This is a genomic window from Planktothrix sp. PLAVEN19ND, assembly GCF_057220675.1.
Genome location: NZ_CM170132.1, coordinates 4,098,486 through 4,120,008, shown reverse-complemented (window position 1 = coordinate 4,120,008; position 21,523 = coordinate 4,098,486). Strand labels below are relative to the sequence as shown.

The 21,523-nt window shown below is 39.0% G+C and carries 11 protein-coding genes; 7 read left to right on the top strand and 4 right to left on the bottom strand.

What is annotated here, in order from left to right; all coding sequences use genetic code 11:
* Nucleotides 1–35 precede the first annotated feature (35 nt).
* The 6 genes from AC2D3N_RS17600 (at nucleotide 36) to AC2D3N_RS17575 (ending at nucleotide 14,432) form a co-directional block, all read left to right on the top strand.
* On the top strand, nucleotides 36–4,523 hold the full coding sequence (locus AC2D3N_RS17600; protein WP_484691647.1) for a non-ribosomal peptide synthetase family protein: 4,488 nt from the start codon (nucleotides 36–38) through the stop codon (nucleotides 4,521–4,523).
* Between the two features lie 205 nt (nucleotides 4,524–4,728).
* Nucleotides 4,729–6,726, top strand: a complete 1,998-nt coding sequence (locus tag AC2D3N_RS17595; RefSeq protein WP_484691646.1) for an ABC transporter ATP-binding protein/permease — start codon at nucleotides 4,729–4,731, stop codon at nucleotides 6,724–6,726.
* 164 nt (nucleotides 6,727–6,890) lie between these two features.
* The gene (locus tag AC2D3N_RS17590) at nucleotides 6,891–7,616 is read left to right on the top strand and encodes a Bax inhibitor-1/YccA family protein (RefSeq protein ID WP_484691645.1); all 726 of its coding nucleotides are present in this window, start codon (nucleotides 6,891–6,893) and stop codon (nucleotides 7,614–7,616) included.
* 431 nt (nucleotides 7,617–8,047) lie between these two features.
* Nucleotides 8,048–8,374 (top strand): hypothetical protein, encoded by a 327-nt coding sequence (locus AC2D3N_RS17585; RefSeq protein WP_079681025.1) that lies wholly within the window; start codon nucleotides 8,048–8,050, stop codon nucleotides 8,372–8,374.
* 108 nt (nucleotides 8,375–8,482) lie between these two features.
* Nucleotides 8,483–11,368, top strand: a complete 2,886-nt coding sequence (locus tag AC2D3N_RS17580; RefSeq protein WP_484691644.1) for a choice-of-anchor Q domain-containing protein — start codon at nucleotides 8,483–8,485, stop codon at nucleotides 11,366–11,368.
* Nucleotides 11,369–11,459: 91 nt separating this feature from the next.
* Nucleotides 11,460–14,432, top strand: a complete 2,973-nt coding sequence (locus tag AC2D3N_RS17575; protein ID WP_484691643.1) for a choice-of-anchor Q domain-containing protein — start codon at nucleotides 11,460–11,462, stop codon at nucleotides 14,430–14,432.
* A 234-nt stretch (nucleotides 14,433–14,666) separates the two neighbouring features.
* Here the strand turns inward: AC2D3N_RS17575 and AC2D3N_RS17570 are convergent, their stop codons facing one another.
* The 4 genes from AC2D3N_RS17570 to AC2D3N_RS17555 all read right to left on the bottom strand — a co-directional run bounded on the left by AC2D3N_RS17570 (nucleotide 14,667) and on the right by AC2D3N_RS17555 (nucleotide 17,607).
* On the bottom strand, nucleotides 14,667–16,235 hold the full coding sequence (locus AC2D3N_RS17570; RefSeq protein ID WP_484691642.1) for an alpha/beta hydrolase family protein: 1,569 nt from the start codon (nucleotides 16,233–16,235) through the stop codon (nucleotides 14,667–14,669).
* 117 nt (nucleotides 16,236–16,352) lie between these two features.
* The gene (locus tag AC2D3N_RS17565) at nucleotides 16,353–16,586 is read right to left on the bottom strand and encodes a hypothetical protein (protein WP_484691641.1); all 234 of its coding nucleotides are present in this window, start codon (nucleotides 16,584–16,586) and stop codon (nucleotides 16,353–16,355) included.
* A gap of 22 nt (nucleotides 16,587–16,608) precedes the next feature.
* The gene (locus AC2D3N_RS17560) at nucleotides 16,609–17,280 is read right to left on the bottom strand and encodes a hypothetical protein (RefSeq protein ID WP_484691640.1); all 672 of its coding nucleotides are present in this window, start codon (nucleotides 17,278–17,280) and stop codon (nucleotides 16,609–16,611) included.
* A gap of 153 nt (nucleotides 17,281–17,433) precedes the next feature.
* The gene (locus tag AC2D3N_RS17555; RefSeq protein WP_484691639.1) at nucleotides 17,434–17,607 is read right to left on the bottom strand and encodes a hypothetical protein; all 174 of its coding nucleotides are present in this window, start codon (nucleotides 17,605–17,607) and stop codon (nucleotides 17,434–17,436) included.
* Between the two features lie 145 nt (nucleotides 17,608–17,752).
* Here AC2D3N_RS17555 and AC2D3N_RS17550 point away from each other — a divergent pair, with 145 nt between their 5' ends.
* A complete protein-coding gene (locus AC2D3N_RS17550) occupies nucleotides 17,753–21,319 on the top strand; it encodes a WD40 domain-containing protein (RefSeq protein WP_484691638.1) in 3,567 nt (1,188 codons plus the stop codon).
* The last annotated feature ends 204 nt before the right edge of the window (nucleotides 21,320–21,523 follow it).

The following is a 21,523-nucleotide window of genomic DNA, read 5'->3' as shown; positions in this document are numbered from 1 at the left end:
ACACAACTCAAATAGGATTGCTATAGCTATTGATTATGACTAATAACTTTCAAGATAAACAAAAACTACTGAGACTTTTACTGCAAAAAAAAGGGATTGGATTAAAAGCCCACACTATCCCCCTAAGAGATATTTCTCAGCCACTCCCCCTCTCATTTTCCCAGGAAAGATTGTGGTTTCTTTATCAATTAGAAAATCAAGGCTATACCTATAATATGCCTTTTCGTCTTCAAATAAAAGGCAATTTAGAAGTTGAAATATTAAGAAAATCCCTAGAAAGTATTGTCCAACGCCATGATGTCTTGCGTACCAGTTTTCAAGAAGTAGATGAAATTCCCCAACAAATTATTAGTCCAAAAATTTCATTAAATTTACCCTTAATTCATTTAGAATCTTTATCTTTAAGCCAACAAACCGAAGAAGTCAATCGATTAACCCAGCAAGAAATTTATACGCCATTTGACCTAACTCAAGCTCCCTTAATGCGAACCTTAGTAGTCAAATTGAGCGAAGAATCTCATATTTTATTTCTCAGTTTACATCATTCTGTTTTTGATGGTTGGTCAATGAAAGTTTTATTACAAGAACTTTCTAGTTTATATCAAGCCTTGCTGAAACAAGAAGCTAATCCTTTACCCGATTTACCGATCCAATATGGGGATTTTACTGTATGGCAAAGGCAGCAACTACAAGGAGATAAATTAATCCAGCAAACCACTTATTGGCAACAACAATTGGCGGGTATTCCTCCCCTATTAGAACTCCCTTGGGATTCTCCTCGTCCTCCCTTAAAAAGTTTTAAGGGTGATAGTTGTAAATTTAAACTCAATGCCGAATTAAGTCAACAACTTAAAACATTAAGTCAAAACTCGGCTACTACTCTCAATATGACTTTATTAGCGGCCTTTAGTGTTTTGCTATATCGCTATAGTCGTCAAGAAGATATTGTGATTGGTATTCCTTCGGGTAACAGGCAATTTCCTGAAATTGAACCGTTAATTGGCTGTTTTATTAATACTTTAGTGATTCGGAGTCATTTCACTGAAAATCTTTCTTTTCAAGCCCTGCTTGCCCAAGTTAAACAAGTGGTTTTAGAGGCCTATGAGCATCAAGATTTGCCCCTAGAGAAAGTGGTAGAAATCGTTAATCCTGAGCGAAATATTAGCTATAGTCCGCTATTTCAAGTCATGTTTTCCTGGGAAGATAAACTACATATAGATAATTTTGCGATCGCCGATTTACAATTAACACCTGTTCCCCTCAATGCCCTAATTGCTCAATTTGATTTAACCCTAGCCATGCAGGAAACTACCGAAGGTTTAGTGGGTTCCTTTGATTATAATTGTGCTTTATTCAATCAAGATACCATTGAGCGTTTAATTAATCACTTTCAAACTTTATTAGCAGGTATCGTTATTAATCCAAAGCAACAGATTGAATTATTACCCCTGGTTAGCGATGCAGAATCTCAATTATTTAACCAATGGAACAATACTAATACACCGGAAAAACCCAACATTTGTATTCAGGAATTATGGGAAAATCAGGTTTTTAAAACCCCCCTGGCAATCGCCCTAGAAAGTGACACAGAAAAAATAACCTATCAAACCTTAAATGAACGCGCCAATCAACTCGCTAATTATCTACAATCCCAAGGATTTAAACCAGGTTCTTTAGTGGGTATTTATTTAGAGCGATCGCCCTCTATCATCATCGCCCTATTAGCCATTTTGAAAGCGGGTGGAGCCTATCTTATTTTAGGAGAAGATTATCCCCAAGAGCGGTTAGAATTTATTTTAAATGATGCCCAGGTAGGGGTATTAATCACTCAAAATAGCCTCAAGAATTTAGTCAGTAACCATCAAGCTAAAGTTGTTTGTCTCGACACAGAAGCCCAGGCAATTGCCACCTACAACCCAGAAAATTTAGCCAACTCCATCACCCCCAAGGATTTAGCTTATCTGATTTATACATCAGGTTCGACAGGAAATCCCAAAGGAGTAATGATTGAACATCAAAGTTTAGTCAATCACAATTTAGCAATAATTAAAGCCTACAATTTAACCGAACAGGATCGGGTTTTACAATTCGCTACTTTTACCTTTGATGTTGCCGCCGAAGAAATTTTTCCCACACTTTTAAGCGGTGCAACATTAATCCTGCGACCTCAAATATTCTTTCCAACTTTTAGGGATTTTACCCAATTTATTCAGCAAAAACAATTAACAATTATTAATCTTCCCGCGACCTATTGGCACGAATGGGTTTTAGATTTGTTCCACAGTAACATACCCCTAGCAAAATCCTTACGTTTAGTGATTACTGGAAGTGAAGAAGTGTTATCAGAACGATTAACCCTTTGGCAAAAAATAGTCGCTAATCATCAACGAGATGACCTAATTTGGCTGAATGCTTACGGCCCGACAGAAGCAACAATTACTACTACTTTATTTAACCCTAACTTGAAGAATCAAAAGACTCAAATTCATTCTGTTTCCATTGGTAAACCCATCAATAATACCCAAGTTTATATCTGCGATCGCCATCTGCAACAACTTCCTATTGGAATTCCAGGAGAATTATTAATTGGGGGGTTAGGATTAGCCCAAGGCTATCTCAATCGAGAGGATTTAACGACTGAAAAATTTATTACCCATGCCTTTAATGGGTCTCAAACCCTGCGTTTATATAAAACAGGAGATTTAGCCCGTTATCAGCCCGATGGCAATATTGAATTTTTAGGAAGAATTGATCATCAAGTCAAAATTCGCGGTTTTCGCATTGAAATCGGGGAAATTGAAGCCGTCTTAGCAGAATACCCTGGCATACAAGCCAACGCCGTTATTGTCAGAGAAGATGAACCTAATCAAAAACAATTAGTTGCTTATATTGTACCGGAATTGCCATCTATAGAAATTCCAAAATTGCGAGGTTTTTTGAAAGAAAAGTTACCGAATTATATGATTCCTTCCTTTTTTGTAGAGCTTAAAGAATTGCCCCTAATGAGTAGTGGGAAAATTGATCGTCATGCTTTACCAATACCGATAAAAAATGATCAAAATCAAACCTTAATTATGCCCCGCACCCCTACGGAAAAAATCGTCACTGATATTTGGCAAGAGGTTTTAGGCTTAACGACAATTAGTATTTCTGAGAACTTTTTTGACCTAGGAGGACATTCCTTAAAAGCAGTTCAGGTTATCTCTCGATTGCGGGAAAAATTATCAATTAATATCCCCTTAAATTATCTTTTTGCTGAACCAACGATCGCCGGATTAGCCACCAATTTAGATAATCACCTAGCTCAAACTTTACCCGATGATTTTGACACCGCTCAAACTCCCAATTGGCAAACAGAAATTATTTTAGATGATGCCATTCAACCGCCGAACCAGGATCATCAATTTACTGCCCATCCTGTTAATATTTTGCTAACGGGAGTGACTGGTTTTCTCGGTATTCATTTACTAGCAAAACTATTAGAAAAAACTGAAGCAAATATTTATTGTCTAATTCGTAGTCATCATTTAGAGGCAGCCCAAGCTAAAATCAACGATAAATTGAAAACCTTTCAATTGGGCAATGAAAATCAAAGTCAGCGCATTATTCCTGTCATCGGTGACTTATCCCAAAAATATTTAGGATTGTGTGAGCCGGATTTTTTAGAACTAGCAGAAAAAATTGATATTATTTATCATAATGGGGCTTGGGTCAATGCTTTATATCCCTATTCTATTCTCAAACCTGCCAACGTTTTCGGCACAGAAGAAATCCTCAGACTCGCCTGTTTAAATAAAACTAAACCCGTCCATTTTATCTCGACTATTTCTGTTTTTTCCTCGACCTATGCTCAAGGTCATGTCATCCAAGAATCCGATCCCCTGGGTATCAATCATGGACTCAATGCCGGCTATACCCAAAGTAAATGGGTAGCAGAAAAATTAATTTTAGCAGCACGTCAACGGGGTTTACCCATTACAATTTTTAGAGCTTCTCGTATTATTGGTGATAGTAAAACGGGGATTTGTAACACTCAAGATTTATTTTGTCGTATGATTAAAGGCTGTATTCAATTAGGAATGGTTCCCGATTTTGGGGATAGTAGTGAAGACCTAACTCCGGTGGATTATGTTAGTGCGGCGATTGTGCATTTAGCCCATCAAGAAACCTCTTTAGGGAAAGCATTTCATCTGCTAAATTCCCATCCCACCCCCAATAATAATTTATTTAATTCCATTCGGGAAATGGGTTATCCTTTAGAGTCAGTATCTTTTGAAAAATGGCGATCGCATTTAGCAGAACACTGTAAAATAAATCAAGATAATGTCTTAGCACCAGTCCTTAGTAACTTCTCTGATGATCATGTAGAACGAGGGAATCCGCCCCAATTTGACTGTCAAAATACCCTAATGGGATTGAAAGAAACTGACTTTAATTTTCCGCCCATAGACAACTCCTTATTAAAAACTTACTTTGATTATTTTGTTCAAAGTGGTTACTTAATACCACCAAAGTCTTTATGAGAACGATTAATCAAACATCTTTAAGCAAACATTTTGTAAATAGGGGAGCTTTTGAACCGCAGGAAATAAACAGTCCACACCAGAAAAAATAGTTAGTATCATGGCCGATGCTTATCAACTATTGAATATGATATGATTAATCAATCTCTAATTCTGGAGATAAGTATTAAAACCTTTAATATCCCCGCACATTACAGCAGGAAAAATGATGAACGTTTCGGTAAAAAGCGCGACAAATATTAATCCCAAAGATGATAGCCAGAATTTTAATCAGTTTCTTCAAAAGATTTTAGCTTTTATCCAAGTTTATTGGTATCCCATAGAATCGCAAAACCGAGCTTTTTCAGAAGTTATTCGCTCTTGGGGAATGCTGTTTTTATTACTATTGTTATTAGTTGGTCTTGTTGGTTTTAATGCTTTTAATAGTTTTGTTTTTCGAGACTTAATTGACTTTACGGAAGCAAGGAATTTACCGAAACTAACTCATTCGTTAATTATTTATAGCATGACTCTGATAGGCATGGTTGTCGTATCAGGATTTTCCAAATTTATCAAAAAAAGAATCGCACTGGACTGGTATCAATGGATTAACCAGAAAATATTACAGCAATATTTTAAGAACCGTGCCTATTATCAAATTAACTTTCAAGAGAAAATTCCCAATCCCGATCAACGATTAGCCCAGGAAATTGAACCGATCGCCCGAATGACCCTGGACTTTTTGACAACCTGTTTTGAAAAATTAATAGAGATGTTGGTTTTTATCACGATTCTCTGGTCAATTTCTAGTACCATTGCTATTGTCCTTTTTATCTATACAGTGATTGGTAATATTCTTGCCACTTATATCGTTCAACAAATTAATAAAATTAATAAACAGCAATTAGAAGTGGAAGCCAGCTATAATTATTCCCTAACTCATATTCGAAATCATGCCGAATCTATTGCTTTTTTCCGAGGCGAAGAAAAAGAACTCAATATTATTCAACGTAGATTTAATCAAGTCATTGACGTAACTATTGGTAAAATTGGTTGGGAGAGAACCCAGGAATTTTTCAATAAAGGTTATGAAGCTTTTATTCAAATATTTCCCTTCCTAATTGTTTCTCCTTTATACGTTATTGGAAGTATCGAACTAGGAGAAGTTAATCAAGCCAGCTATGCCTGTTATTTCTTTTCCACTGCCCTGGCGGTATTAGTAGATGAATTTGGTAAATCGGGTGAATTTATCAATTATATTGAGCGTTTAGACGATTTTTCCCAAGCCTTAGCCAGCGTCAGTCAAACCTCTAATCAAGTTAACACGATTCAAGTTATAGAAAATGATCATCTGGCTTTTGAAGATGTCACCCTACAAACCCCCGATGCCGCCAAAGTCATTGTTGAACATTTATCTCTAGCGATCGAACCAGGCAAAGGTTTATTAATCGTTGGCCCCAGTGGTCGGGGAAAAAGCTCCTTATTACGCGCCATTTCCGGCTTGTGGAATGTCGGTACAGGGGATTTAATTCGGCCGCCCTTAGATGATATTTTATTTTTACCACAGCGTCCCTATATTATCTTAGGAACCTTGCGTGAACAGCTAATCTACCCTCAAACAAATAATCCGATTAGTGAATTAGAATTAAAAGAAGTTTTACAACAGGTTAACCTAGGAAATGTCATTGATCGGATTAAAAATTTTGATGAAGAAATGCCCTGGGAAAGTATTTTATCTTTGGGAGAACAGCAACGTTTAGCCTTTGCACGCTTATTAATTAATCGTCCTGATTTTGTTATATTAGATGAAGCCACCAGTGCCCTAGATTTAAAAAATGAAGATCAACTATACAAACAGTTACAGGAAACAGGTAAAACATTTATTAGTGTCGGACATCGAGAAAGTCTATTTAACTATCATCAAAAAGTGTTAGAACTTGCTGAAGATTCTAGTTGGCGTTTAGTAGATATTGCAGATTATCACTCAACGGCAATAACAGTCAGCAAATCTCCGCAAACTCAAGCAACTTCTGAACCGATTGAAATTTTAGTAGAAATCGAAGGGAAAGCTCAATTTTCCCATCAACAGATGCAGGGATTAACCGCTTACAGCCTCAGCACGATCAGAAATAAAGCCAGTCGAGGACAAACAATTACGGCTAATGATGGTCTTAGCTATCGTTACGATAAATCTCCTGATATATTAAAATGGGTAAGGGTTTAGTAGCTTACCTTCATTGATAGCTAAAAAATCTACTTTTCTGCTTTTAAAAACTTTAATTCTATCTCAGTGATGATCACTAATATTGTGAATCTCCCTTTAAACCACCCCAAATTCCCAGAATTCGCTAAATTATAAGGAGGTAGTGTTGATTATGGAAGGACAATATGACCAGTACCAGTAATTTCCGTCAAGCTGTACGAGAGGCTAGAAATGAGGCTATTGTTGGCCCAAATGTGATTGCTAACGCCTTACCCTATGTGGGCGGCGGGTTAATCCTTACGGCTCTTGGAACTTTTGGGGGTCTGAACGTTTTAGCTACAAACCCCGGATTGTTTATGACAACCATCTGGGTTGCCTTCATTGCCCAAATCGCTTTGTTTTTTGTGGCTTCGGGTATCGCCAGCAAGGGTAACAATCAAGCGGCTTTACCCCTATTAGCAACCTATAGCCTACTGACAGGCTACACCCTCACAGGTCTGGTTGCCCTGGCTTTGGGCACAAGTGGTGTTGGGATGGCTGGAATTGGGGTGGCAGCTTTAGGATGCGGAGTCACCTTTATCGGGGCACGTTCGATTGGGTCTAACCTCTCCGAGTCCGATGGGATGGCTTTGAGCAAAACCATTAGTTTAGGAATTATTTCCCTATTCGTGGTGATTTTAGCTCAATTTGTCCTCGGTTTCTTTGGAATTATTGCCCCTTCCTGGTTAGAAATTGGGATTTCTGGCTTGGGAGTGCTCCTATTTGTGGGGGCGGCGGTGGTTGACTTCTATTTGCTTCCCCGCGCTTACACCGACAAACAGTATTTATCCGCCGCATTATCGATGTATTTGACCTACATCAACCTGTTTATCTTTATTCTGCGCCTACTGATTGCCTTTAATCGGGATTAATCTTTGCCAGAATAGATTTCTAGGCCTATTAAGCGGGTGAGTTGTGCCTCACCCCTTTTTATTGGCGTTTTTCTCCATGATTTCTCGGAGATACGATGTTCTTTTTTGCTGACAAAGTTCCGTATAATTTCTGATGCAAAAACCCAGGAATTAGGCTATTAATAGATTAGAGCTTAAATCAAGGTAGTTTGGGCTTTAGTAATATGCTTTTGTGACTTCCTGGCAGTATGTCACATTTGGGTTGGTGCTTTCCCGTGGTGGCTGGGTGAAGGTGCCAATCTATTTATTTTAGCAGGGTGAATCTGAGTTAATTGTTAATCTTGAAAATAGGGAAACTTTAATTCAGGGGTTTTCGTCAAATATACAGTGTAGCCTGACTTAATCATGATAGGGATGTATCTACTAATATACACCCTTTGAGAGTCTAAAAAATGTTCACTGTTTCAACCTTGTGCTTTTCTGGAAATTTTAATTTAACCCTCGTTTGGCTGAACTTGTGCTTAGGAAATACTTCTAGGATAGTTTTTGCGTTTAAAAATAAGGTTAAATTCCTTTCTCTTGATCCACACCAGAATGGGATTTTTTCAAACATTAAAATTTTCGCTCAATTTCATACTCTGAGTTTAGTCTTAGATCAATTAATTAGACTATTATTTTATACTCAACTGCTAGACCGGAATAATCAACGGTTTAAAATCTGTTGTCTAATTTTACTGGAATTTGTGATCGCTAATTCTACTGAATTTAGCCCTCGGTAAAAATGGTTAGAAGACCGAAAAAAAATATCTCAGATCACCGGATATTCAGTAACTGTTCTTGAATAGATAATTGTCTAAAAATCATACCTAAAATTAGGATTACTCGTAATGGCTGCCGTAATTGTTACCAACTTAAATGATAATGGAGCGGGTTCTCTAAGAAACGCGATCGCCCTAGCTCAACCTGGAGATATTATCCAATTTGATTCGAGTTTAGCAAGTCTAACCAATCCTACCATTAAACTGACCAGTGGTCAACTTAATGTCAATAAAAGTCTTACCATTGATGGACTAATTCCGGGTACAGTTCCAACTTCGATTACCATTAGTGGTGAAAATCAATTTCGCGTCTTAGAACTTCAAGCTAATGCTCAAGCTCAACCTACGAATACAACTCTTAAAAACCTAATTATTGTCAATGGTAATGCCCAAGGAGTTGAGCAAGAGGGTGCAGGGGGAGGGGTTAGAGTTAAAACATTAAACACTTTAACCTTAGAAAATAGTCAGGTTAATAATAATATAGCTCAGTATGGAGGGGCTCTTTTTAGTGGGTATAAAACCCAGACAACAATTATTAATAGTAAATTTGATAATAATGATGGTACTCAGGGAAAAAGTCACCGGGGAGGAGGTGCGATTTCTACAGATAGTTTAACCGATGTTACGATAATTGATAGTGAATTTACTAATAATAAAGGAATTAATGGCGGAGCTATTTACAGTGTTATTTGCGACTTAAATGTTCAGAATACTAAGTTTATTAATAATACTTCTGTCGCTGGAGGTACTGTATCTCTGGGTGCAGGTGTTTCTGCTGGTTATGGAGGGGCAATTTTTTCCGATGGAGCCAAGTCGGAAGGAACATTAAGAACAATTCAGATTAATAATTGTTTAATTGATGGTAACACATCAGCCGGACAAGCGGGAGGGTTATATTTATATCTTTATTCTCCCGATCAAGCTATTATTGAAAATAGCACAATTATTAATAATTCTGTTGTTTTTGATAATAGGGGTGATGCTTATGGAGGGGGAATTAGACCGGGAAACAATGGAAATTTTACCCTTAAAAATACAACCGTTGCGAATAATAATGCTTTGAGTCAAGGCGGTGGTTTGTGGGTTGGAGAACAGGTACCGATGACGATTATTAATAGTACCATTTCAGGAAATAGAGCAGAATCTCAAGATGGAAAAAAAGGGATAGGCGGAGGAATTGCTCTGGCGAATGGAACAACTCCCACCAGTATTATTAATACAACAATTGCTAATAATTATGCAGGGTTTTTAGGTGGAGGAATATCATCGGGGGGAACAAATGTTACGTTAACTAATACACTTTTATCTAAAAATAAAGCATTTAATGGCGGAAATACTTGGAATACAAACCATCATGTTACTGCTCAACTTAACAATGGCGGAGGAAATATTCAAACGACGGAACTAAACCCGAATGATATTAAAGCAACTGCTAATATTCAGTTGGTTGCTGATGCTTTATTAGGAGGTTTACAAACTATTAATGGGGTATTAATTCATCCGTTATTAACAGGAAGTCCCGCTATTGATACCGGAAGTAGTAATAATTCACCCACAACGGATCAACTCGGTCAACCTCGCCCTATTGATGGCGATCAAAATGGTACAGCAATTATTGATAGTGGTGCTTATGAGTTTTCAGTTGTAACTCCAAGTCCAACTCCAAGTCCAACTCCAAGTCCAACTCCAAGTCCAACTCCAAGTCCAACTCCAAGTCCCAGTCCAAGTCCAACTCCAACTCCAAGTCCAACTCCAAGTCCCAGTCCAAGTCCAAGTCCAACTCCAAGTCCAACTCCAAGTCCCAGTCCAAGTCCCAGTCCAACTCCCGCACCAAGTCCAAGTCCCACACCACAACCTATTCCAACACCCAGTCCAACACCCAGTCCAAGTCCAAGTCCAACTCCCGCACCAAGTCCAAGTCCCACACCACAACCTATTCCAACACCCACACCAACTCCCACACCAGGGGGAAGGAGCGGACTTGAACTACAAGATAAATGTATCGATATTCCTAATATCATACCTGCTAAAAACACTGTTGTTAATACTATTTTTGACCCCGAACAAACGAATGGGTTAGGGACACCTGAAGCAGATGGGATTTTAGGTCGAGATACTGACGATATTCTCTATGGTTTAGAAGGAAATGACAATTTAGATGGTGCGTTTGGAAATGATATTTTATTTGGAAATCAAGGAGATGATCATATAACCGGAGATTTGGGAGACGACAGTATTTATGGAGGACAGGAGAATGACTTTGTTTTAGGCGAAGATGGTGAAGATATTATTTGGGGAAATTTAGGAGATGATAACCTTCAAGGAGGAAATGGAAATGATATTATTTATGGGGGTCAAGGAAATGATTTAGTTTGGGGAAATCAAGGTAACGATACTCTTTTTGGAGATTTAGGAAATGATACTTTAGTTGGGAATGAAGACAACGATATTTTATTTGGAAATCAAGGAGATGATTTATTACAAGGAGGATCTGGAAACGATATTATATATGGCGGACAGGATAATGATACTATTTGTGGGGGAGAAGATAATGATCTAATTTTTGGTAATTTAGGGAATGATTTCTTAAAGGGAAGAACGGGTAATGATACCCTCTATGGTGGTCAAGGAAATGACACCCTTTTAGGGGGAGATGGAGATGATTTTATTAGTGGAGATTTGGGAGATGATTTATTATGGGGAGGGAAAGGACAAGATACTTTTGTTTTAGGAGAAAATCAGGGTAATAATTGGATTGATGACTTTACTGATGGGGAAGACTTGATCGGGTTGACGGGAGGATTAACTTTTGAAAAATTAGAATTTACCCAGGTCGAAAACAACACTTTAATTCAAGTTTCAAGTACAGGGGAAGTTTTGGCAACTCTAAAAGGATTTAATTCTAATTTGCTGACTTCTCAAGATTTTATGGGATTGGCTTTTAATCCAAACTAAGGTTTAATTTATCCTTCAAGATAGACTAATTTTTTAACTATATTGAAGGATAAAATATTGTAAAAATCTTTTTAATTTAGGATAAAATAAAATGGCTTTAATTGTTACCAACTTAAATGATAATGGGATTGGTTCTTTAAGAGAAGCGATCGCTCAAGCTCAACCTGGGGATATTATCCAATTTGATTCGAGTTTAGCAAATCAACCTAACCCGACTATTCTACTAACCAGTGGTCAATTAAATATTAATCAAAGTATTACCATTGATGGACTCATTTCGGGCGCGACTCCTAATAAAATTACTATTAGCGGAGACAATCAATTTCGCGTCTTTGAACTCCAAGTTAGTCCCCAATTTCAACCCACCAATACAACCCTAAAAAACCTGATTATTGCCAATGGTAAAGCCCAAGGAATTGACGAAGCGGGTGCCGGGGGTGGAATTCGGATGCAAGGTTCAACCAACCTGACATTAGAAGATAGTGAACTGAATAATAATATCGCTCAATTTGGAGGCGGAATATATACGGGTTTTAAGAGTAATACAGTTGTTATTAATAGCAAATTTAATAATAATGACGGCACATTAGGTGGGAGTGAAAGGGGAGGAGGTGCGATCGCAACAAAAAGCGCAGGTTCTCTCACAGTTACTAATAGTCAATTCACCAATAATAAGGGAATAAATGGCGGTGCAATCAATCATTTATTGGGTAACTTAACTGTTGATAATTCTAAATTTATTAACAATACTTCTGTTCCAGGGGGTACAGTTCCTAATGGTTCAAGTAATTATCACGGTGCAGGCGGAGCCATTTATACCGATGGTGCAAACGCCTCTGGAGCCAATGCTACCCCAGGTTTAACAGGTGGAATTATTCGGATTAATAACTCCGTATTTGATGGAAATACGGGGGCTGGACAGGGGGGAGGATTATTTCTATTTGCCTATCCCCCCGATAAAATTATTGTGGAAAATAGTACAATTATTAATAATACAATTCAAACCAATAATAAAGGAGATTCTTTAGGGGGAGGATTGCGTTCTGGAAATGCTGAATTAACTATAAATAATACAACAATTGCTAATAACCTAGCCTATAGTCAAGGGGGTGGTTTATGGGTGGGTGAAACCTCTCCTACTACCATTACAAATAGCACTTTTTCAGGAAATAGGGCTGAATCTATCGACGGAAATAGTGGTTTAGGGGGTGCAATTACCCTCGTTAATGGTACTAATTTGACTAATATTATTAATACAACAATTGCCAATAATTATGCCGGATTTCAAGGAGGTGGATTTTGGGGAGGCGGTACAAATGTTACCTTAACTAATACAATTTTATCTAAAAATATTGCTAATAATGGGGGAAATACTTGGAACGTCAAACACCATACCGGAACTGAATATAATGATGGTGGTGGTAATATTCAAACCAATGAATTAAACCCCAACGATACTAAAGCAACTCCTAATATTCAATTAGTTGCTGATGCTTTATTAGGAGATTTGCAAACAGTTAATGGGATGTTAATTCATCCGTTATTAACAGGAAGTCCCGCTATTGATACGGGAAGTAGTAATAATTCACCCAAAACGGATCAACTCGGTCAGCCTCGTCCGACTGATGGTGATCAAAATGGTACAGCAATTATTGATAGTGGTGCTTATGAGTTTTCAGTTGTAACTCCCGCACCAACCCCAAGTCCAACTCCAAGTCCAACCCCAACACCAACACCAACACCAACACCAACCCCAAGTCCAACTCCCAGTCCAACTCCCAGTCCAACCCCAAGTCCAACCCCAAGTCCGACCCCAACACCAACCCCAAGTCCAACTCCCAGTCCAACTCCCAGTCCAACCCCAAGTCCAACCCCAACACCAACCCCAAGTCCAACTCCCAGTCCAACTCCCAGTCCAACCCCAAGTCCAACCCCAAGTCCAACCCCAGCACTAACTCCAAGTCCAACTCCAGCAACAACTCCAAGTCCAACCCCAATACCAACACCAATACCAACACCGAGTCCCATTGGTGAAGATAAATGTCTGTGTGATCAATTTCCTACGCCCAATATAGACCCATTAAAAACACAAAATCCTGTCGAACAAACCTTTGATGGTCAAGCAGGAAATGATAACTTAATTGGAAGTGATTTTAATGATAAAATTACAGGGTTTGAAGGTGATGATACTTTAATGGGTAAGGCGGGAGCAGATAACTTAAATGGCGAAAATGGCAATGATTTATTATTTGGAAATCAGGGAGCAGATATTCTGATAGGAGGGTTAGGAAACGATACCCAATATGGTGGAGAAGACGATGATATTTTAGAGGGGAATGAAGATAATGATTTGCTATTTGGCGATCGCAATAATGATTTTATCCAGGGTAACTTAGGTAATGATACCATTTATGGTGGCAAAGAGAATGATACCTTACAAGGGGATGAAGGAGATGATTTACTATTTGGAAACTTAGGAAATGATATCTTAATGGGTGGTGAAGGTAACGATATTTTATTCGGAAATTCAGAAGATGATTTTCTCGATGGTGGGTCGGGAGATGATAGTTTATTTGGAGGTCAAGGTCAGGATATTCTCAAAGGTGAACAGGGTGCAGATATTCTATTTGGAGATATGGGAGATGACAGTATTTGTGGAGGAGATGATCAAGATTTGCTATTCGGGAATGAGGGGACAGATATTTTAGATGGATGTGCTGGAAATGATACCCTTTATGGCGGAAGTGGGAATGATTCTTTAATCGGAGGAATTGGGAATGATCTGTTATTTGGAGATACCGGAAATGATACCTTAATCGGAGGAGCAGGTCAAGATATATTTGTACTATCAATTAATAGCGGAAGCGACTTAATTCTTGACTTTAATCCAGAGTTAGATTCCCTAGGACTCAGTAAAGGATTAACCTTTGATCAACTGACCTTAAATCAACAGGGAAATACCGCTATTATTAGTTTAACCAATACCGGAGAAGAACTCGCGCGATTAAATGGGATTGATATCAATTTAATTTCGTCTAATCAGTTTCAAGTTATTTCTATATAAATCGTATTGTCCTCGCCTTTCATCCCCCCCAAGTTCGAGATCATACTAGATATGCGTTGGCGTAGCCTCTCCTCTGGAGAATCGGATGGCGTCTGGAAAGCTAACACTTTGTAATGGCGATCGCACCTAATTTCTAAGCCTGCGATCGCCACCTGTGTAAACATCGCTCAACATTAAGTGTTCTTGGAAACTGAGTTTGAGCCTATTTTCAAGCTAATTTTTGTTTAAGTCCTACTAGACATTGACAAAATAGTTAGCGCTGAGATTGAGGTTGGTAGAACCTTGAACAATTGCAATCAGTTCAGGACGGCTTTCCTTGAGAAAGATGGCTGTACCCGTAGGCAGACCCGCGGGTGCTGCTCCCAGACTATATTTAGACTTGGAACTCGACAATTGGATCGTGTCCTCTAAGGCATTAAAGTCGGTAATCAAGGCGTAATCGCTGATACCGGAGGTACTGGTATTACCATCGCTGTAGAAGGCTCCCTGAGTAGCACCTAGCACAAAGCGATCGCCTCCAGCGCCACCAGTCAAGGTGTCAATTTCGCCAAAACCTTTTCCTGCTGTCGCATCTCCTCCGGTCAGCACGTCATTACCTTCATCTCCAAAAACACGATCACCACCAGTGCCGCCGAAGACAGAATCATTCCCGCGTCCACCATTCAGGAGATCCTTGCCGCCATCCCCAAAGAGGGAATCATTGGCATCGCCACCAGTAATTTTGTCATTTCCTACACCGCCACGAATGGTGTCATTCGCTCCACCACCAGCCAGATTATCATTGTTGGTAGTACCCGATAGGTTAAGGGCAACAACACCTTTATTATTTTTGGTGTTGGCATCATTTTCTCCCGTGAATCCGGCGTTGACTACTGTGTTCAGGTTGAGAAGAGTGCCATTAGACTGAGTGAAACTGTTGCCTTGGAGTAGTTCTGTGAAGAGAGTAGTACCATAGGTATGGTCGCCACCTAAAAAGTTTTTAGGAATGATGGAGTTTCCAGGTTGAAACCAGTCTTTCTTATTCGCGTAAATATCCAGAGTACCCAGCCGATCATTGTAACCCAAAACTATACTGGTATGAATTGCCACAACCCGATTCGCGTCAGTTGGATCGAGGCGATCGCTTGCACCTTTACCTTCAAAGCTCGGGCCAGCAGGGTCTAATCCCACAATTTGGTTAATCGCTTTTCCAGTAGATTGACGATAGGCAGAGCCAGCAAATCCAGAAATCTGCGCCCCCAGGCTGTGTCCGATTAAGGTGGTCTGGTTAGGATCTACACCGCTATTTCTCAAGTAGGTAGCTAGCTGATTGCCAACATCCCCCGTTTTGGAGGCAGAAGGGAAATACAAGAGATTACCAGCGTCTTTTTCCCAGTCCACCAGGATGATATTTGCGTTAGACTCGCGCTGGCGAATGGCTTGAGCTTCGTTAGCCATCCAGTCGGCAGGCTTGTAGCCGTTGCCTGCGTTGCCCCCTGTATTTCGCCAGCCATGGGTGATGACGTAGGTTGGGGCATCAGTATTAATGCGCTTTGAAGAGTTGATCGAACCATCACCCCAAATATTAAAATTGACTCCAGAAGTACCATTAGAACTATTCATAGATCCAGCGGCATTCAAAATCATATTCATATCCATGCTTCCCATCCCCATATTGGAAGACATATCAACGGATAAATTACCACTCATGCCTGGCAGACTCGAAAACATATTGAGTGAGAGATTGCTATTCATATTCAAGCCTCCAAAACTAGAAGAAGTATTCGAGGAACTAATGCTAGATCCACCAATATAAATCGCCATAACTTTCTCCTTTTATTTATGTAAAAATCGGGGTTGAAGTAAGCTAATAGGAAGCTCGAAAAATTTAGAGATAAGGCGGGCAGGATGCCCTGCCTATCTAATGATTATTGGAAATATCTAACTAACTTTGCTTACTTTTGCGACATCAGACTTTTTCCCATTTTTGGGGTTATCTATTGTCTTCCAATAGTCATCCTTGAAATCGATTAGGACTTCTTGGCCTATATCTACCCCAAGACTATCGGGATACCAGATAACGTAACGATTACCGCTTTTGGCTTGAACAAGCATTTTGTAATTAGGATACTCAAGCCCAAAAGTTTGTAAAACTTTAAACGATTCAGTTTTCATTGAATTCTTACCTTGTCAACTATTAAGCAGCAGAAGCCAGTTCGCTATCACGCAAGACAACATATTCGTGTGAGTAATACTCTTCAGCCGCGTCTAAAAGCCCACTCACTAACCACCAATTAACTCCTCCAGAAACAAGACCCCCGACTAAAGGAATCCAACCTGTACCAGTCTTTGCCATAAGTTTTGTAGCTAACTTGGCAGCAGCTTTAGATGCAGCTTTAGATGCTAACTTTGTACCTAGTTTAGAGCCACCTTTTAAAGCGACTTTGGAAACAAGAACTCCAGCTACCTTAGCAGCTATCTTGGGTGTTGCTTTGGTACAAACCTTAATTCCAATTTTGCCTGCGGGAACGATATTTTTTGCTTCTGCAAGGTCTGTCCAAATAGACATGATTAAATTCATATCTACGTCGTAGTCCACATCAATACCTTTGATATGACCGATACCAAAGCAGCCTAACGCACTAACCCGACCACACCAAGCAAGATCGGCTGGTATTGCCGCTAGCCCCCAAGGCCCCCCTAAAGCACCTGATATTCCCCCAGATGCTACAACCATTGCGATGCGTTCCTCTTTCCAAACATTGATGCTGTAACCTTTTACCTGTTTTTTCAATTGTTCTCGTTCCATACTGTTACCAAGGTTTGCCAAATCCTTGAACATCTGGGCAATGTTATCATTGAGGCTCATATTAGTTACTTCTGTTGATATATTAATGCGAGAGTAAAAACTGTTGAGTTTTGGTAAAACGGGGTATTAAGGTATATAACTGCTGAAGTTGTAAAGTAGTTTCACAATCTCCAGCAGCGAAGGCTTACGCTGACATGGCATTCTCGACTTTGTTTAAGCCTTCCAATCGTTGTGGTTATTCAAACCATTGGGATGGTGATGGACGTATGTGTCCACTCCATTCACCGCAGCTACAATTGCAGCAAGACCACCAGCAAGCGATGCTGCTATTTCCAAACGTTGCTGCCATTTGGGCTTATTGGAGTTGTTTTTGTCTGATTCAGCCATTCTGTCCTCCTTTAATCTTGCAATCCTTGGCTATGACTCAAATCTCTCATCCGTCGCCAAAATACTCAAGTACAAAAACAGATCAGTTTGAGTCAGTGTATAATGATCTAAATTTGTGCTTGACAACCAGGGAGCAAAGTGTTATATGGAGATCCTCAAAGCCTCGTCGGAGGGATTTGACAAAATTAAGGAAGCTATAAAACAAATCCAAAAGGAAAAGGGATGGGCGTTACATTACGAAGATTGGCTTGATGAAGCTAGTAAGTTTCTACCGATGATTAAATACCGTAAAAAGGAAAGTCCAGAGAGTGTCTCAATTGCAACTTGGCAAAGATTCCGAAGCAATAAAGGTGTAAAACCCAAGTATTTCCAAGCTTTCTGCCAAGTTTTGGGGCTGAATTGGGAAGAAGTGGTCGATAATAGTCAATCTGAATCAACCAATCTGGCTGTATCTTTTGGCGAAGATTGGGGAAATGCCCCTATTGTCTCCGATTGCTACGGACGCACTCATCAACTAAATACACTAAAACAATGGATTTTGCAAGACAAATCTCACTTAATTCTGCTGCTAGGTCAGGGTGGAATAGGAAAAACAACTTTATCAATTAAATTAGCCAAAGAAATTCAGAATAATTTTGACTATATAATCTGGCGAAGTCTTGAAGCATCTCCATCAGTAGAAAAAATCCTAACTGATGCAATCCAATTATTTTCTAATCAACAAGACACTACACTACCAGAGACGTTAGAGGATAAAATAACCAGACTGATTCATTATTTAGACTATTCACGCTGTTTGATTGTACTGGATAATGCAGAGTCAATTCTTCAAAGTGGTAGTCATATCGGTCAATATCGGGAAGGCTATCAAGGGTATGGTGATTTGCTAAAACGAATAGCTCAATCATCTCATCAAAGCTGTTTGCTAATCACCAGTCGAGAGAAACCAGAAGCAATTGACTTGATAGCCAGAAAAACTAAAACTATACAATCATTAGAGTTAGATGGTTTAAATGTAGAAGATGGTCGAAAAATATTTACGAAAAATAGACCATTTTCAGGCTCAGAAAATGAATGGGAATTGGTAATTAAAAATTATGCAGGGAATCCTTTTGCTTTAGAAGTTGCAGCAGAAGCTATCCAAGATTTATTAGGAGGTAATTTATCTCGATTTGTGGAAGAATATTTGAATTTAGGTCTAGCAAGATTTATTGAAATCAACAATTTATTAGAGCGTCAGTTTAACCCTCTATCTCCCTCAGAACAACAAATTATGTACTGGCTGGCTATTAATTATGAGCCAGTTTTAGATAAAGAACTACAAGAGGATATTTTTTCAAGGGAATTTAAAGGAAAAATACTTCAATCTCTAGCATCTTTGAAACGGCGATCTCTCATCAAAAATACCCCATTGGGATATACACAGCTACCCGTATTGAGGGAATACATTATCAATCGACTAATCGATGAACTTTGCCAAGAAATTAAGACTGAGCAAATAGAACGTTTGAACAGCTACTCTCTCTGCAAAGCAACATCCAAAGACTATATTAGAGAAACTCAAGTTCGCCAAATTATCACACCAATGCTGTCAAGATTGCTTCAGGAACTTGGCGGGAAAAGAAATGTCGAAAATAAACTTAAACAAATTATCTCAAATTTCCAACAACAATCGCCTCAATCACCCGGGTATTTAGGAGGCAATATTCTCAACCTATTGTGCCAGCTAAACACCGATTTAAGAAACTATGATTTGTCACGTTTAACTATTTGCCAAGCATATCTTGATGGAGTTCAATTACATCAGGTTAATTTAGCCTATTCTGATTTATCTAAATCAGTTTTTTCTGAAACTTTGGGCAGCATTCTTTCGGTAGCCTTTAGTCCTGATGGTAAATTATGGGCGACAGGTGATGGTGATAAAAATCTTTATATTTGGCGAGTTGCGGATGGTCAACTAATAACATCTTGTGTCGGTCATACTAATTGGGTAAGGTCACTTGCTTTTCATCCCCAAAAACTGATTTTAGCGAGTGGGAGTAACGATCACACTATTCGATTATGGAATATTAATACGGGTGAATGTATTACCACATTAGAGGGACATACCGATCACATTTGGTCAGTTGCTTTCAGTTCTGATGGTAATGTTTTAGCAAGTGCTAGTTCTGATAAGACAATAAGATTGTGGGATGTGAATGATGTTGATGCACCTCAATGCAGTCACGTTTTAAACGAGCATGGTTATTGGGTAGTTGCAGTTGCTTTCGATGCTCAAGGAACAACTCTAGCCAGTGCTAGTGCCGATCAAACTGTGAAATTATGGGATGTTCAAACAGGTAAATGTAACCAATCTTGGCGACAAGGCAATCATCCTGTTCGCTCAATAGCCTTTAGTCCTGATGGTAAAACTCTAGCAACCGGTGGCGATGATAAACTTGTGAGATTGTTGGATATTCATAATGGTGAATGTCTCAAAACTTTTCAGGGACATGAGGGACGAGTTTGGTCAGTTGTTTTTAGTCCTGATGGTCAAACTCTGGCTAGTGGGAGTGTCGATCAAACTGTGAAGTTATGGAATATTGAAACCGGTGAATTATTCACTTTACCAGAACGTGATCGTCGAGTGCGAGTTATAGCCTTTAGTCCTGATAGTGAAACTCTAATTAGTGGTAGTGACGATCAGAGTGTCAGATTGTGGGATGTCCACAAAGGTGAATCTTTGAAAACTCTCTATGGCTATACTCAACGAGTGTGGTCAGTTGCTTTTTCTCCTGATGGGAAAACTTTGGTTAGTGGGAGCGATGATCGCACAATTAAGTTGTGGAATGTCGAGACAGGTAACTACACAATTTTGGGCAAACATACAAAGCGGGTACAGTCAGTTGCATTCAATCCTCAAGGAACAAAAATTGCTAGCGGTGGTAATGATGGTAGGGTAAAATTATGGGATATTGGTACTGGTGAAGGTTTAATTTTACCAAGTAAACATAAAGATTGGATTTGGTTAGTTTCTTTCTACAATGAAGGAACAAAACTGATTACTACTGGGGACGATCACTGTAAAATATGGGATGTAAGAGAAGGTCAATGTTTGCAAACTATTTTAGAGGATTATCCATATTGGATTTGGTCAGTAGCTCTAAGTCCTGATGGTAAGAATTTGGTTATTGGCAGTGATGCTCAAACCTTACAGTTACGGAATATTGAAACAGGACAGCTAACAAATTTAGGAGAACATAACAACCGGGTGCGTTCAGTTGCTTGGAGTCCTAATGGTAAAATTATAGCTAGTGGAAGTGATGATCTGACAGTCAAAATATGGGATGTTGGTACAGGTAAATGCCTGCATAGTTTAGCAGAACATACGAATCAAATTAGATCGGTTGCTTTTAGTCCTAATAGCAAAGTTGTCGCGAGTGGCAGTGATGATTGTATGATTAAACTATGGGATGTGGAAATTGGTGCTTGCATCCAAACTTTTACAGGACATATAAATACAGTTCGATCAGTTGTTTTTAGTCCTGACGAATTAACGCTTGCTAGTGGCAGTGAAGATGAGACAATTAAACTGTGGAATATTCAAACAGGTGTCTGCATGAAAACGCTTAAAGCAGAACGCCTTTATGAAGGCATGAATATTACAGGAGTGACGGGTATTAGTGATGCTCAGAAAGCTACGCTGAAGACTTTAGGCGCTGTGGAAAATTAGGAATAAGTTTAGGTTAATAGGCAAACCAATCTAATCCTCGTCCGGTTGTTTCATATCAGTATTAAAATGTTACAATTTATTTAGGATTGCTATATATTCCATACACACCTCTGTTAACTTTTATTTCTTTGGGTTCGAGTCTTTTTTCTCTGTCTTAATTTGATTCAATTTTTAGATTCAATCATCACTCCCCCTCTCTCCTGT

What these genes read in the sequence shown, in the direction of transcription:
- AC2D3N_RS17600 (WP_484691647.1), top strand. Translation starts at nt 36, where the DNA reads ATGACTAATAACTTTCAAGATAAACAAAAACTACTGAGACTTTTACTG.
- AC2D3N_RS17595 (WP_484691646.1), top strand. Translation starts at nt 4,729, where the DNA reads ATGATGAACGTTTCGGTAAAAAGCGCGACAAATATTAATCCCAAAGAT.
- AC2D3N_RS17590 (WP_484691645.1), top strand. Translation starts at nt 6,891, where the DNA reads ATGACCAGTACCAGTAATTTCCGTCAAGCTGTACGAGAGGCTAGAAAT.
- AC2D3N_RS17585 (WP_079681025.1), top strand. Translation starts at nt 8,048, where the DNA reads ATGTTCACTGTTTCAACCTTGTGCTTTTCTGGAAATTTTAATTTAACC.
- AC2D3N_RS17580 (WP_484691644.1), top strand. Translation starts at nt 8,483, where the DNA reads ATGGCTGCCGTAATTGTTACCAACTTAAATGATAATGGAGCGGGTTCT.
- AC2D3N_RS17575 (WP_484691643.1), top strand. Translation starts at nt 11,460, where the DNA reads ATGGCTTTAATTGTTACCAACTTAAATGATAATGGGATTGGTTCTTTA.
- AC2D3N_RS17570 (WP_484691642.1), bottom strand. Translation starts at nt 16,235, where the DNA reads ATGGCGATTTATATTGGTGGATCTAGCATTAGTTCCTCGAATACTTCT.
- AC2D3N_RS17565 (WP_484691641.1), bottom strand. Translation starts at nt 16,586, where the DNA reads ATGAAAACTGAATCGTTTAAAGTTTTACAAACTTTTGGGCTTGAGTAT.
- AC2D3N_RS17560 (WP_484691640.1), bottom strand. Translation starts at nt 17,280, where the DNA reads ATGAGCCTCAATGATAACATTGCCCAGATGTTCAAGGATTTGGCAAAC.
- AC2D3N_RS17555 (WP_484691639.1), bottom strand. Translation starts at nt 17,607, where the DNA reads ATGGCTGAATCAGACAAAAACAACTCCAATAAGCCCAAATGGCAGCAA.
- AC2D3N_RS17550 (WP_484691638.1), top strand. Translation starts at nt 17,753, where the DNA reads ATGGAGATCCTCAAAGCCTCGTCGGAGGGATTTGACAAAATTAAGGAA.